Here is a 12,914-nt window from a genome sequence, read left to right as displayed (position 1 = left end):
TGGTGACGCTCTGTGTACCGAGCGTAGGCGGGGCGGGGTGGGCACGCATGGTGCGCTGCTCCGGGTGGCTGCCCTTCGGCCGTGCGCGGGCGGCGCCGTACGTGCGACGGACCGGCCCCCGCCTCCGTGCGGCAGGGGCCGGTCCGGTCGGTGCGAGGGTCAGGCGGCCGTACGGGTCGCCAGCTCGCGCAGCTGCTTCTTGTCCGGCTTGCCGGCGTCGGTCAGCGGCAGCTGGTCGACGAACTCGATGCGGGCCGGCTCGTACATCGCGCCGCGCGCCTCGCGCACCATCGTGCGCAGCCCGTCCTCGTCGACGATCTCGCCGGCGGCGGGCACCACGGCCGCGTACACCTGCTCCATCCGGTCCTCGTCGCGCACGCCGAAGACGGCGCTCTGCGCGACCTGCGGGTGCGTGTTGAGGAGGTCCTCCAGCTCGGTGGTGTACACGTGGCCGCCCACCACGACGATCATGTCCTTGATCCGGTCGACGATGGTCAGGTAGTCCTCGTCGTCCAGGAAGCCGATGTCGCCGGTGTGCAGCCAGCCGTCGCGCAGCACCTCGGCGGTCAGCTCCGGCTGCTTCCAGTAGCCCTGCATGATGCTCGCGGAGCGGATGCATATCTCGCCGTGCTCACCGCGCGGCAGGTCGCGGCCGTTCTCGTCGCGGACCGCCACCTCGACGGTGGGCAGGATGCGGCCGGCCGAACGCAGCCGCTCCGGGTTGTCCGGGTCGTGGTCCTCGGCGGGCAGCACGCTGATGCCGCCGGCCTCGTTCTGCCCGTAGAACTGCACGAGCACCGGGCCGAAGCGCCGGATCGCGTCGGCGATGCGGGCGGGCGACGACTGGCAGCCGCCGTAGGTCACGCAGCGCAGGCTGGAGGTGTCGGTGGTGGCCGCGTCCGGGTGGTCGGTGAGCTGGTAGAGCAGCGGCGGCAGCAGGAAGAGGTGGGTGATGCGCTCCCGCTCGACGGCGGCGAGCACCTCGGCCGGGTCGAAGTCCTCGTGGAGGACCACGAGGCCGCCCTCGCGCAGGGTGACGTCGGCCATCATGCCGCCCGCGTGCGCCAGCGTGGTGCACACCAGCAGGTGGGCAGGCTGCTCGTCCGAGGGGCGCTGCCAGATCACCTTGGCGTCGCCCGCGTCCTCGTCGTTGTCGGCGACGAAGGAGCGGACCTGTCCGTAGGTGGTGCAGATGCCCTTGGGGTGGCCGGTGGTGCCGCCGGTGTGGCGGATGGTGCAGACGTCGTCCGGCCGCGCGCCGCTCGGGAACGGCTCGTCGCTCTCCGCGGACGCCAGTTCCAGCAGGTCGGTGCCGGACTTCGCCGGGCCCAGGGTCAGTACGGTCGCCACCGGCGCCTGCGCGGTCACCTCGGCGGCGCGCTCGTCGTAGTGCGGGTCGACGATCAGGGCGCTGGTTTCCACGTCCTTGACGATGGTGGCCTGCACCTCGGCCGAGAGCTTGTTGTAGAGGTGGTTGACCCGGCAGCCGATGAGGTTGGCGGCGTAGCGGGCGGCGATGGTCTCGGGCAGGTTGCCACTGAGCAGCGTGACGGTCTGGCCGCGGTCGATGCCCTGGCCGCGCATCGCGCGGGCCATGCGGTGGACGAGGGCGCGGAACTCACCCGCGGTGACGCGTCGCCCTTGGTGCACCAGCGCCACGCGCCCGGGGTCGGCTCCCAGGGCGTCGAGGTTCTCCTCCACGTAGGTGCGGAAGTCGTGCGCGGTGTCGGGCATAGGTGATTCCTCCTTGATTCCGGGGCATGACGGCTAGTTAGTTGCCCCGGACAACCATTTCCATGCTAACGGCCGTCGATCAAGGGTTCCAAGTTGACGCGAACGCGCGTTGGCAGGCCCTTTACCAAGACGCGAACATCCGGCCAGTCGGCCGGGCCGACCGCGGGCGTCCATACGGGCCCCGCCCCCGTACCCCCTGCTTTCCGGCTGCACGAAACGGCAGGTCACGCGCGTATCGGCGAAAGTCGAAGGCGTCGCGAGAATGGCCGGTTAACGGGGGGCGGGAGTGAGTCGGCGGTATGCGTGCCGGAGCGGAGAGGTGGTGGCCGCTCGCGATAAATGCGCATCGCCCGAAATGACAGACTCCCCCGGGCGCGGAATTGACGGAGTGTTTACTTTCCTTTTACGGAGGCAACTCCGTGCGGTGCGCCTAAAGCGTGGATTTGCCCGGGTCGCCCATCGGGACGGAGTCCAGGACGGCGACATCCATCGGCGCGGCGAGCAGGCCGGTCACCCCGGCGGCGATGGCGGCGAGCGCGGCCCCCCGGGAATGGGCGTCCAGCGCGGCACCGTCCGCCCAGTTCTCCACGACCACCACCCGGTCCTCTCCCGCATGGACCGCGTACAGCAGGCAGCCGTCCTCCTCATGGACGGCGGGCGCGTGTGAACGGAAGACGTCGAGCGCCGTCTCCAGCTCCCCGGGCTTCGTCCTGACCGTGGCGACTACGACCGGCATACCTGCAACCTCCAGGGCAAACGGAATGTCGAACGAACCTATCCCACCACCACCTCGCATCCGTGACACCGGGTCAGGAGACCGAACGGCGTCGTGCCCGCCGCACCCGCAAGGCACGACCCGACCGCGGCTCGGGGGCGCCGGCTGAAGCAGGAGTGTTGATAGCGTTCACCCCTGTCTTGGTCGCCTGCTGGGGTGACATGGGGAACGGGAGAAGCAGTGGGGGAGACGGATACCCGCGCGGCGGCCGACTCGCTCGGCCCCGCCTTGCGGCTGACTCACCGGGCCCGGGGCCTCAGGCGCGACGCGATGCAACGACGGACGGAAACACCAGGCACCCCCACATGGCATCTGACTACACACGCCTGCTGAAGCAGGACTTCTCCGACGCTGAGGCGGCCGACAAGGCGTGGCACCAGCTCTCCACGCAGATGGACGAGCTGGGCAGCCGGCACCGGAGCAAGGTGACCGGCCCGCTGCACGCGCACTGGAAGGGCGACGACGCCAGCGCCGCACTGTTCTACCTGGAGGACCTCGAGACCCGGTTCGGCATCGTGCGTACCGAAGCGATGGCCGTCTCCGAAGCCATCGGTATCGCCCGGTCCGGCATGCTGCTGGCGCAGAACCGGCTCCGGATCGCGGTCAAGGAGCTGGAAGCCGAGCACTTCTCCGTGGACGACGAAGGCGTCGTCCACCCGCCCAAGGGCCGTGAAGAGGCCCAGGAGGGCGAGACCGAGCAGGACCGGCTCGACCTGTTCTCGAAGCTGGAGTACTACCAGGTCCAGCTCAACGACTCCGTGCAGCATGCGCGCAAGGCCAGCGACGACGGCGCCAAGGCACTGGGCCTGCTCACCGGCGACATCCTGCAGGGAAACATCGACGACGCGGCCGGCGAGGCGCGCGACGACGTCAAGCAGGCGTCCAAGGCCCTGCACACCGATCTCGGCAAGCCGTACCCGCCGGGTGATCCGGAGGACGCCGCGCAGTGGTGGAAGGGTCTGCCGCAGGACCAGCGGGAAGCGTACGCGGCACTGCATCCGGAGATCATCGGCAAGACCGACGGCCTGCCCTCCACCGTGCGGGACGACGCCAACCGGCTCGCCCTGGAGCAGGAACTGGGCGCGATGGAGAACTACGAGTACCACGACAAGTACTCGACCGACGATTACAACAAGCGCCTCAACAACCTGCTGACGCTCCAGCGGGAACTCGACAAGCGCGACGGCGCCGAGGACGGCAAGAAGCTCTACGTCCTCGGTTTTGACTCCGCGGGCGACGGCAAGGCCGTCATCGCCATGGGCAACCCGGACACCGCCGACAACGTGGGTGTCCAGGTACCGGGCACCTCCACCACGATGGAATCCACCGACGGCCAGCTGGAACGGGTGGACAAACTGCGGCGCTCGGCGCAGCACGCGGACCCGACGGCGAAGACCTCGATGGTCTACTGGCTCGGTTACGACGCCCCGGAGATCCCCGTCTCGGAGGCGGGCAACCTCGATGTCGCGGGCAAGGGCCGGGCCGACGACGCCGGACCGGACCTGCGGCACTTCACCCACGGGCTGCGGGCTTCGCACGAAGGCGGCGAGCGGGCCAACCTCACCGTGCTCGGACACAGCTACGGCACCACCGTGGTGGGTTCCGCGGCGTCCGGCGGCGACGGCCTGGACGCCGACAACATCTCGGTCGTCGGCAGCCCCGGCATGGGCGTCGACCACGCGAAGGACCTCAACGTCGACCCCGGCCACTTCTACACCGGAATCGCCGAGGACGACCCCATCCGCAATGCCACCGACATGACCCTGGGCACCACACCGAACAAGTCGGATTTCGGCGGTACACGATTCAAGGTCGACACCCACGGCCACAGTGGATACTGGGACGACGACAGCGACAGCCTCACCAACCAGGGGAAAATCATCGCAGGCCAGAAGCCCACCGAGCGCCACGACAAACCGCTGACCCCCGTCGTCCCGGTCGCCCCCGGCGGCCCGGCCTTTGTTCAGTGATCCGGACATGACCGGACGACGTCTTCCCCTGATCCTCACGGCATTGACGGCCGTTCTCTTCGCCGGAGGCTGTGTGTCCCAGCAGGCTGATGACCCCAACGAGCCCCTGCCGCGCAAGAGCCGGGCGGATGCCCTGGCCTGGGCCGAGCAGTACACGACGGCCATGGCTCATTACGCGGGGGTGAAAGCCACTGACGACCCCGCACCCGCGGAGGACTTCGAGAAGTGCGTGGGGCGCGACGACGAAGTTCCGGACGACGGGCGCTTCACCCTCACCTACGCCGTCTACGCGCAGGTGCCGCAGGACCGGCACATCGAGGCCGTGCGCAAGGTCCGCCGGGCTCTGGAGGAGCACGGGGTGCGCGTCACCAGCTACGAAGAGCGGCCGCAGCGGCCCGAGGCGGTGCTGTACGGGTTTCATGACAAGGAGCGGTTCAGCCTCATCGCGGATTCCGTGAAGCCGCCCAACCTGCTCCGCTTCTCCGTCAGTACCCCGTGCTTCCTTCCGCCAGGGGCCGAGCAGCAGCGGTTCTGACCGCGTACGCAGGGGGCGCCGCGGCCCGGCGTGGCGGCCGTCCTCGTGTGGGGTCCGCGGGCCGGGCCGGGAGCCCGCGGGCCGCTACTGCTCCGAGCCCGGCTCGATGTCGGAGATGCGCAGAGTGTTCAGGTCGGAGGTGACGAGCAGGTGGGTGTGGCGCGGCTGCTCCGGGCCGCCCCAGGTGAGGCGGACCCGGGTCCAGGCTCGGCCCATGGCGCTGTCGTTGTAGGTGACGCGCCAGGCCGTGGGGGTGTCCTGGGCGCGTAGCACGCCGTCCGCGTGCTCCCGCTGTTCCCAGTTCGCCAGGCGTGCCCGCAGTTCGGGGGTGAGGTAGTGGGCGCGCAGGGCCTGGGTCAGTGCGCCGCGTCCGTCGTCGGTCACGGCGTCGAGGTAGCTGCCGTAGAAGTGGGCGACCCGGTCGACGGCCGAGTCCGTACGGCCGCCGCGGGAGGGTACCTCGGTCTGATCGCCGGCCGGTGCGGGGGCGGGCGCGGCGGTGGCGCTCGATCCGGCGGGCGCGGTGACGGCGAGCGCCGTCAGGGCGGCGGCCAGGGCGGCGCGGCGGACGGTCCGGGTTCCGGACATGGTGACGCTCCTCCTTGCGGGGGCCTCCCCTCCCGCCGGTTGCGCCGTACGGTCGGCGGCGGCCGGGTGTGCTGCGCGGGAGGAGAGGCGGGTACGTCGGAACGGCCGCCTCCGCGCGGTGTACGGGCGACGGGTATCCGGAAGGCGGGCCGCCAACCCCCGGAACGCCGCAGAGCCGGGGGAACGGCGTGAACCGTGGCGTCGGCGGCCGGATGTGACCGGTGGGGGAGCCGGGACGAGCCGTTCGCGGGCCCCGGCAGGCGCCGCGCGGCGGGGTACGTGCACCATGCAGAGGGGGCAATCATGGGATGAGGAGAGTGCCGTGGCCCAAGACGTCAGGTCGCTGCTGGCGGAGCTCGACTTCGCGAGCGTCACGCCCGAGGAGTTCGCGCGGATCGTGAAGGGGCTGTCCACGAAGGAGATCACCGCGGTGGCGCGGGGCGAGCTGCGGGACCGGGTGCTCGGCGAGGTCTTCGGGCGGATGGGGCGGCAGTTCCGCCCGGACGCCGCGGCCGGGGTGTGCGCGGTGATCCGCTGGCGGATCACCGGCGAGCGGGCGGCCGTCTGGGAGACCACCCTGGCGGACGGGGTGTGCACGGTCCGCGAGGGCGCCGGTACGGCCGAGCCGCGGCTGACGCTGACCATGGGCGACGCGGAGTTCCTGCGGCTGGTGTCGGGCAACGGCAACCCGGTGACGATGGTCCTGACCCGTAAGATCAAGGTCTCCGGTGACCTGGGGCTGGCGGCCGGCATGAACCGGTACTTCGAGATTCCCAAGGTGTGAGGGACCGCCTGCTCGTGGGGCGTAAGTGACCCCTGGGACAGGACGAGTTGATGTCCACCCTCTTGACCAGGGCCTGCCGATCGGTAAAGTCTAGACCAATTGGCGAGCGGGAATCCAGCCTTCCCCCACGTAGTCGGCACTGCACCAGGGGCGGCCGCGGTCCTCGCGCGTCGGCACCACACCTTCGCGTCACCCCACCCCCACCAGCGGGGCCCGCCCCGGCCGGACGTACCGCGCGACAGCGCCGGTACCCGTCCGCCCGGCACCGGACCCCCACCGTGAAGGAGTCGACATGCACCGGAAGAGGAAGATCGCCACGGCCATCGGCGCCGCAGTGGCCCCGCTCCTCGTCGTCACCCTGCCCGCGAGCTCGGCCAGCGCCCACGGCTACGTGAACGCCCCGGCGAGCCGGCAGGCCCAGTGCGCGGCGGGCACCGTCTCCTGTGGTCCCATCAAGTGGGAGCCGCAGAGCGTCGAGGGCCCCAAGGGCCTCAAGAGCTGCAGCGGCGGCAACGCGCAGTTCAGAGAGCTGGACGACGACAGCAAGGGCTGGAAGGCGACCTCCGTCGGCAGCTCCCAGGCGTTCACCTGGCGGCTGACGGCCCAGCACCGCACCAGCACCTGGCAGTACTTCATCGGCGGACGCAAGATCGCGGAGATCAACGACAACGGGGCCAAGCCGCCCGCCTCCGTCACCCACAACGTGAACTTCCAGGGCATCAAGGGCAAGCAGAAGGTGCTCGCCGTCTGGAACGTCGCGGACACCTCCAACGCCTTCTACGCCTGCATCGACGTCAACATACGCTGACGCAAGGGCGGGGCGGCGGGCCCGCGCCCACCGCCCCGCCCCGCGGCCGTCACCCCCGTACCCCTACAGCTCCTTGATGCGGACGTCGCGGTACGAGATGACGTCGGCCGCCCCGTGCACCTGGAGGCCGAGGTAGCCCGCGGCGAACCGGCGGCCGTCGGTGCCCGGATCGTCCGGCCGCGGCGGGAAGAACTCCTGGCCGCCGGTGTTGTCGAACTCGTTGATCAGCACACCGTTGCGGAAGACCGCGTAGTGCTGGCCCACCACCCGGATCTCGTAGTCGTTCCAGGTGCCCTTCGGTGTGACGCCCGCGCCGCCGAGACCGACCCGGTCGAACCCGTACACCGAACCCGTCTTGTACAGGTCCCCGTCCGGCCGGTCCAGGATCTGTATCTCGTGCCCGTACTTGACGGCCACCCACTCCGGCCGGGGCTCCTCGGGGTGGTCGTGGACGTACGGGAAGCGGACGAAGACGCCGCCGTTGGCGTTGCCGGTGCCCGGCGCGTCGTCGCGGAACCGCAGCCGCAGCGAGAAGTCGTCGTACGCACGCCGCGGGAACCACAGCATCCCCATGCCCGGCACCGTGGAACTGCTGGTCATCGCACCGTCGGCGGTCAGCCCGAAAGCACCGCCGCCGACCTGCCGCCAGCGGTCGAAGGACGCCTTCGTACCGTCGAACAGGTCGCGGTAGCCGGTGTGGTGACCGGGCGTGCCGATTCCGGACTTGTCGGCGGCCGAGTTCACGGCTCCGCTCTCGCGCCCGTCGAGCACCCCGTCCGCGAGCAGCTTGCCGGTGACCGTCCTGACGTGCTTGAGGAACAGGGCGCGCGAGGACCAGTCCTTCTCGTCCTCGATCAGCTCGTTGACGGTGCAGCGGTTGCGGGTGACCCGGTTGGGCACGCCCGTGTCGACCGTGCCGACGACGACGGTGCGCCGCTCGTCCCACTCGGGGCAGTCCGGCGCGGGCACCCCGCCGCCCGGGACCACGGTGAAGGACACCCGTACCGCCTCGGACGTGTTGCCCGCCCGGTCGGTGGCGCGGTGCGCGACGGTGTGCCGGCCGGTCCGGTCCGCCACGACGGGCGCCGTGTACGCGAGGAACGGGCCGCCGTCGAGGGAGTACTCGACCGCGGCGACGCCGGAGCCGCTGTCGGTGGCGGTGACCGTCACGGTGGCCCGGCCGATGTACTCGCCGTCCGAGTTGCGCTGCCCCTCGGTCGTCGCCGAGGTCCGCGGCGGCGTGGTGTCACCGGGTGGTGCCACGACCGTGAACCCCGCCGTCTTCTCGGCGGCGGTGTTGCCCGCCTTGTCGGTGGCGCGGTAGCGGACCTGGTACGTGCCGGGCTGCCGGATCAGCACCGGTGCGGTGTACGGCTGGAACGCCCCGCCGCCCACCGCGTATTCGACGGTGTTGACCCCGGAGCCGGTGTCGGAGGCGGCGACCGTCACCGTCGCCCCGCCGACGTACGCGCCGTCCGCGTTCCGCACGCCGTCCACCGTCGCGGAGGTCTCCGGCGGCGTGGTGTCCGCGCTGCCGCCGTCCGTGACGACCAGGATGCCCTGCATCTGTTCGTGGCCCGGGATCGTGCAGTGGTAGCGGTACGTGCCGGGGGAAAGGGTGACCTCGGCCGTGTACTTTCCGCCCTGCGCGTCGCCGGGATTGGCCATGATGTTGAGCGTCACGTCGTTGTTGTACCGGGGGTCGGAGACGTCGAAGGTCAGGGTGTGCGGCATCCCCATGGTGTTGCCGGTGGCCGTGCTGTTCTCGAAGACGACGGTGGTCCGGCCGGCCACGGCGGTGGCGGGCGCGGAGGTGTACCTGGTGATGTCGTCGCCCGCGGTCCAGGTCAGGGTCTGCCGCGCCGCCGACGGCGCGGGTGCCGTCGGCGGCGCGGCGGGCCGGCCGTGTGCCGCCGTGGCGGTCAGGCCGACGAGCATCAGCAGGGCGGTCAGCAGTGCCGCCCATCCGCGCCGTGAGGTCATCGCCCGGCCTCCCGTCCCCCGCGGGCCAGGTCCGCGGCGCGCGGGGTGGGCTCGCCGCCCGTGTACGTCACCCGCCACAGCGCGGACTTGGCGTCCGAGGTGAAGAAGCCGCGCCCGTAGTCGAGGACGTACAGCGCGCCGTCGGGGCCGAACGTCCAGCCCATGAGGTTGCGGATGCCGTCGGCGCCGACCGGCACGATCTTGTCCAGGCTCTCCGCGTGCGCCGGCAGGCCGCCCGAACCCGCCGTACGCGGGTCCATCACCAGCGCGTGCCGTGGCTGGTCGCCGTCGTAGAAGTCACCGACGAACCACTTGCCGTCCCAGTACGCGGGCCAGGCGCCCCGGCCGGTGACGGCCGCGTCGTGGCGGTGGACCGGGCCGTCCATCGCGGCCTGGCCGCCGCCCTTGAGCCACGGGAGCAGCAGCTTCTGCTCGGACACCCGGTAGCTGGGGACGCCCTGGGCGTCGCGCGGGAAGTCGGGGCCGCCGCCCTGCGGCGCGTACCAGACGTTGTTGGGCTCGGCGGGCGGGAGGGAGACCAGGCCGTCGTTGTGCGGCGACTCGTTCTTGAGGTGCTCGCAGTCGTACCAGCCCAGCGGCTTCGACGGGTCGGGCAGATTGCGGTCGCGGTACGGCTGGTTGTTGCCCATGCAGTACGGCCAGCCGCGGTTGCCCGCGTGGGTGATCGCGGCGAACGTGTCGTACTTGGCCGGGCCCCAGGTGGTGCTGGGTTCGGTCGCGTCCGGTCCGACCCAGCCCGCGTAGAGCGTGTCGGTCTTCGGGTCGACGGAGATGCGCGAAGGGTTGCGTACGCCCATCACATAGATCTCCCCGCGGGTCTTGCCACCGCCCTCGTCCGGCTCCTTGCCCGTGAAGAGGTTGCCTTCGGGGAGGGTGTAGGTGCCGTCCGGCTCGGGGTGGATGCGCAGGATCTTGCCGTTGAGGTTGTGGGTGTTGCCCGCGGTGCGCCGGGCGTCGGCGAAGGCGACGCCCCGGTACATCGGCTGCGGGTTGTTGCCGGAGTAACCGTCGCTGAAGCGCGAGGAGTTGTTGTCCCCCGTGGCGATGTACAGGTTCTTCTTCGAGTCCCAGGCCATGCCGCCGCCCGCGTGACAGCAGCTGTGCACCTGCACCGGCCACTTCAGCAGCACCTTCTCGGAGGCCGGGTCCAGCGTGTTCGTCCTGGCGTCCAGGGTGAAGCGGGAGACGCGGCGCTCGGCCGTGCGGGTGCTCCGGTCGACGCCGGAGTGCGGGGTGTAGTGCAGGTAGACCCAGCCGTTGGCGAGGAAGGCCGGGTCCAGTTCGATGCCGAGCAGCCCTTCCTCGTTCTTGACGAGTTCGTCGCCGCCGCCCTTGTTGCCGAAGACGGTGACCGTCCCCACGAGGGAGACCCTGCCGGTCTTCGGGTCCCAGACGTGGACGGTGCCCTCGCCCTTGCCGACGGCCGGATCGTTCCAGTCGGTGACGACCGGGGCGCTGGCGTCACCGCCGCCGCGGCCGATAGAGAAGACCCGGCCGTCTCCGGCGGTGACCAGCCCGTGCGGCTCGCCGATCTGGTCGGATTTGCCCGGCTGGTTGGGGGCGGTGAGCCGTTCGGCCTTGTAGTACGAGGCGATGGTGGCCCGGCAGTCGGCGCGGGCCAGCCGGGTGGTCCACAGCAGCGCGCCGCGCAGATGCGTACGGAAGTCGGCCTCGCGGAAGCTGTCGGGTGTGCCGCCCATGCCGGTGTAGAACGACCGGCCGCCGTCGTAGTCGCGGCACCAGGAGACGGGATGGTCCCAGCCGTTGGCGCCGGGGCCGGGCCGGTAGGTGTTCTCCCGCACCCTGGCCACGGTGTGCACCGAACCGCTGGGGTTGACCGCCCAGTTGAGCCACTTGTCCGGCCGCTTCCACTGCACGGGCAGGTCCTTCGTGGCCGGGTGGCCGCGGTCGCCGACCTCGACGACGGCCCGCTGCGCCGTACCCGGCACGGTGGCCGCGGGCCGGGCCCCGATCAGGCCGGTGAACCAGTCGGAGTACGGCTCGGCGCGGGCCGCGTCATGGATGCCGACGAACCCGCCCCCGGCCTTCAGATAACTCTCCAGGCCCGCCTCCTGCTCCGGATCGAGCAGGTCGCCGCCGCCGGTGAGGAAGACGACCGCGTTGTACGTCCCGAGGCGCGGGTCGGTGAAGACCGACGCGTCGTCGGTCGCGTCCACCGCGAAGTGCTCCGCGGGCGGCCCCTGGCGGCCGATCCGCTCGACGGCCTCGATCCCCGCGTCGACCGTGGGCGGCTCCGCGCCCGCCGAGGCGTGGAAGACCAGGACGCGGACGTTCTCGCCGCCCGGGGGAGTGGGCAGCCGCAGCCCGGGGTCCGGTCCGGAGGCGCTCGCCGGAGCGCCGCCGAGCAGGGCCGCCGACACGGCCAGCACCAGCGACGAAAGGGCGGCGGCCCGCCCGGCCGCCGGACGTTTCGGAGGTCTGCGTCTGCCGGTGCGCTTCACCACACGCAACGGCCGTGGTAGTTGGTGCCGGATCGGTCGCACGGGTGCACCCGCCCCTCTGTGGCCACGGACAGCAGCAGCCGTTGAAGCTAGACCCCTTTCGGTGACGCGCCAAGAGCTATGGCCGTAACGCACCCAACTTTGTCCTGAGTGTGGATAAACGGAGGTCGTACGGCTACCGTCCCAGGCATCCCCTCCGCCCCGTCCCCTCCTGCCGTGGGAGCACGATGACCGAGGAACCCGACGTCCCCAGACGCGGTTTCAACCGCCGTCTCCTCGCCACGGGCGCCGCCGTCGCGGCACTCGGCACGGCAGCGGCCCCGGCCGTGGCCGCCGTCCGCCCGGCGGGCACCGGCCGCTCCGCCGTCGCCGCGGGCGCGGTCAGGCACCTGAAGCTCTACATCGAGGAGCTGCCGGACGGGCAGCTCGGCTACGGCCTGGAGAAGGGGAAGGCGACCATCCCGGGCCCGCCGATCGAACTGGTCGAGGGCGACACCCTGCACATCGAGTGCGAGAACACCCTGAAAACCGCGGCCAGTCTGCACGTCCACGGCCTCGACTACGACGTGGCCAGCGACGGCACCCGGATGAACCGCAGCCACCTGGAACCCGGCGCCACCCGTACGTACACCTGGCGCACCCACGCCCCCGGCCGCCGCGCGGACGGCACCTGGCGGCCGGGCAGCGCGGGCTACTGGCACTACCACGACCACGTGGTGGGCACCGAGCACGGCACGGGCGGCATCCGCCGGGGCCTGTACGGGCCGGTGGTGGTGCGGCGAGCCGGAGACCCGCTGCCGGACCGGCAGTTCACCATCGTCTTCAACGACATGACGATCAACAACCTGCCGAAAGGGCCGGACTTCACCGCCACGGTGGGGGACCGCGTCGAGATCGTCTCGATCACGCACGGCGAGTATTACCACACCTTCCACCTGCACGGTCACCGCTGGGCGGACAACCGCACCGGCCTGCTGGACGGCCCGGCCGACACCAGCCGCGTCATCGACAACAAGATCACCGGCCCCGCCGACTCCTTCGGCTTCCAGTTCCTCGCGGGTGAGGGCGCGGGCGCCGGCGCGTGGATGTACCACTGCCACGTCCAGAGCCACTCCGACATGGGCATGGCCGGCCTGCTCCTGATCGCCAAACCGGACGGCACGGTCCCCGGACACGACGGGCACGGCAGCCACGGCACCCACGGCGGGCCCGGAGGTCATGGACAGGCGCCGCGGCGGCCTCCGGCACAATGAT

The 12,914-nt window shown here is 71.2% G+C and carries 10 protein-coding genes; 5 read left to right on the top strand and 5 right to left on the bottom strand.

Annotated elements, in window-relative coordinates; genetic code table 11:
* Positions 1 to 159: 159 nt before the first annotated feature.
* A complete protein-coding gene (locus A6A06_RS24365) occupies positions 160 to 1,734 on the bottom strand; it encodes an AMP-binding protein (protein WP_073763480.1) in 1,575 nt (524 codons plus the stop codon).
* 430 nt (positions 1,735 to 2,164) lie between these two features.
* A complete protein-coding gene (locus A6A06_RS24360; protein ID WP_073763479.1) occupies positions 2,165 to 2,470 on the bottom strand; it encodes a putative quinol monooxygenase in 306 nt (101 codons plus the stop codon).
* Positions 2,471 to 2,814: 344 nt separating this feature from the next.
* Here A6A06_RS24360 and A6A06_RS24355 point away from each other — a divergent pair, with 344 nt between their 5' ends.
* Both A6A06_RS24355 and A6A06_RS24350 read left to right on the top strand, forming a co-directional pair.
* The gene (locus tag A6A06_RS24355; protein WP_073763478.1) at positions 2,815 to 4,479 is read left to right on the top strand and encodes an alpha/beta hydrolase; all 1,665 of its coding nucleotides are present in this window, start codon (positions 2,815 to 2,817) and stop codon (positions 4,477 to 4,479) included.
* Positions 4,480 to 4,552: 73 nt separating this feature from the next.
* Positions 4,553 to 5,014: a hypothetical protein gene (locus A6A06_RS24350; RefSeq protein WP_073763477.1), complete on the top strand. Its 462-nt coding sequence runs from the start codon at positions 4,553 to 4,555 to the stop codon at positions 5,012 to 5,014.
* An 84-nt stretch (positions 5,015 to 5,098) separates the two neighbouring features.
* On the opposite strand, the gene A6A06_RS24345 is transcribed toward A6A06_RS24350, so the two are convergent.
* Positions 5,099 to 5,602: a hypothetical protein gene (locus A6A06_RS24345; protein WP_073763476.1), complete on the bottom strand. Its 504-nt coding sequence runs from the start codon at positions 5,600 to 5,602 to the stop codon at positions 5,099 to 5,101.
* 322 nt (positions 5,603 to 5,924) lie between these two features.
* Here A6A06_RS24345 and A6A06_RS24340 point away from each other — a divergent pair, with 322 nt between their 5' ends.
* Both A6A06_RS24340 and A6A06_RS24335 read left to right on the top strand, forming a co-directional pair.
* A complete protein-coding gene (locus A6A06_RS24340; RefSeq protein ID WP_242440918.1) occupies positions 5,925 to 6,386 on the top strand; it encodes an SCP2 sterol-binding domain-containing protein in 462 nt (153 codons plus the stop codon).
* 292 nt (positions 6,387 to 6,678) lie between these two features.
* Positions 6,679 to 7,194: a lytic polysaccharide monooxygenase auxiliary activity family 9 protein gene (locus tag A6A06_RS24335; RefSeq protein ID WP_073763474.1), complete on the top strand. Its 516-nt coding sequence runs from the start codon at positions 6,679 to 6,681 to the stop codon at positions 7,192 to 7,194.
* 63 nt (positions 7,195 to 7,257) lie between these two features.
* Here the strand turns inward: A6A06_RS24335 and A6A06_RS24330 are convergent, their stop codons facing one another.
* Positions 7,258 to 9,177, bottom strand: coding sequence for an OmpL47-type beta-barrel domain-containing protein (locus A6A06_RS24330; RefSeq protein ID WP_073763473.1), 1,920 nt, complete (start codon positions 9,175 to 9,177; stop codon positions 7,258 to 7,260).
* On the bottom strand, positions 9,174 to 11,588 hold the full coding sequence (locus tag A6A06_RS24325) for a ThuA domain-containing protein (protein ID WP_443333791.1): 2,415 nt from the start codon (positions 11,586 to 11,588) through the stop codon (positions 9,174 to 9,176). The genes A6A06_RS24330 and A6A06_RS24325 overlap by 4 nt, the downstream gene beginning before the upstream one ends.
* Before the next feature lie 299 nt (positions 11,589 to 11,887).
* On the opposite strand from A6A06_RS24325, the gene A6A06_RS24320 reads away from it, so the two are divergent.
* Positions 11,888 to 12,913, top strand: coding sequence for a multicopper oxidase domain-containing protein (locus tag A6A06_RS24320; RefSeq protein WP_073763472.1), 1,026 nt, complete (start codon positions 11,888 to 11,890; stop codon positions 12,911 to 12,913).
* The last annotated feature ends 1 nt before the right edge of the window (position 12,914 follow it).

Origin of the sequence: Streptomyces sp. CB02923 (assembly GCF_001905005.1) — a bacterium.
In the GTDB taxonomy this organism is placed as follows: Bacteria; Actinomycetota; Actinomycetes; order Streptomycetales; family Streptomycetaceae; genus Streptomyces.
The sequence above is the reverse complement of the archived record's forward strand: the minus strand, read 5'-3'. Positions and strand labels throughout refer to the sequence as shown.

Bases quoted from the DNA above. Each gene is read 5' to 3' on its own strand.
- A6A06_RS24365 (WP_073763480.1), bottom strand. From the start codon at position 1,734: ATGCCCGACACCGCGCACGACTTCCGCACCTACGTGGAGGAGAACCTC.
- A6A06_RS24360 (WP_073763479.1), bottom strand. From the start codon at position 2,470: ATGCCGGTCGTAGTCGCCACGGTCAGGACGAAGCCCGGGGAGCTGGAG.
- A6A06_RS24355 (WP_073763478.1), top strand. From the start codon at position 2,815: ATGGCATCTGACTACACACGCCTGCTGAAGCAGGACTTCTCCGACGCT.
- A6A06_RS24345 (WP_073763476.1), bottom strand. From the start codon at position 5,602: ATGTCCGGAACCCGGACCGTCCGCCGCGCCGCCCTGGCCGCCGCCCTG.
- A6A06_RS24335 (WP_073763474.1), top strand. From the start codon at position 6,679: ATGCACCGGAAGAGGAAGATCGCCACGGCCATCGGCGCCGCAGTGGCC.
- A6A06_RS24330 (WP_073763473.1), bottom strand. From the start codon at position 9,177: ATGACCTCACGGCGCGGATGGGCGGCACTGCTGACCGCCCTGCTGATG.
- A6A06_RS24320 (WP_073763472.1), top strand. From the start codon at position 11,888: ATGACCGAGGAACCCGACGTCCCCAGACGCGGTTTCAACCGCCGTCTC.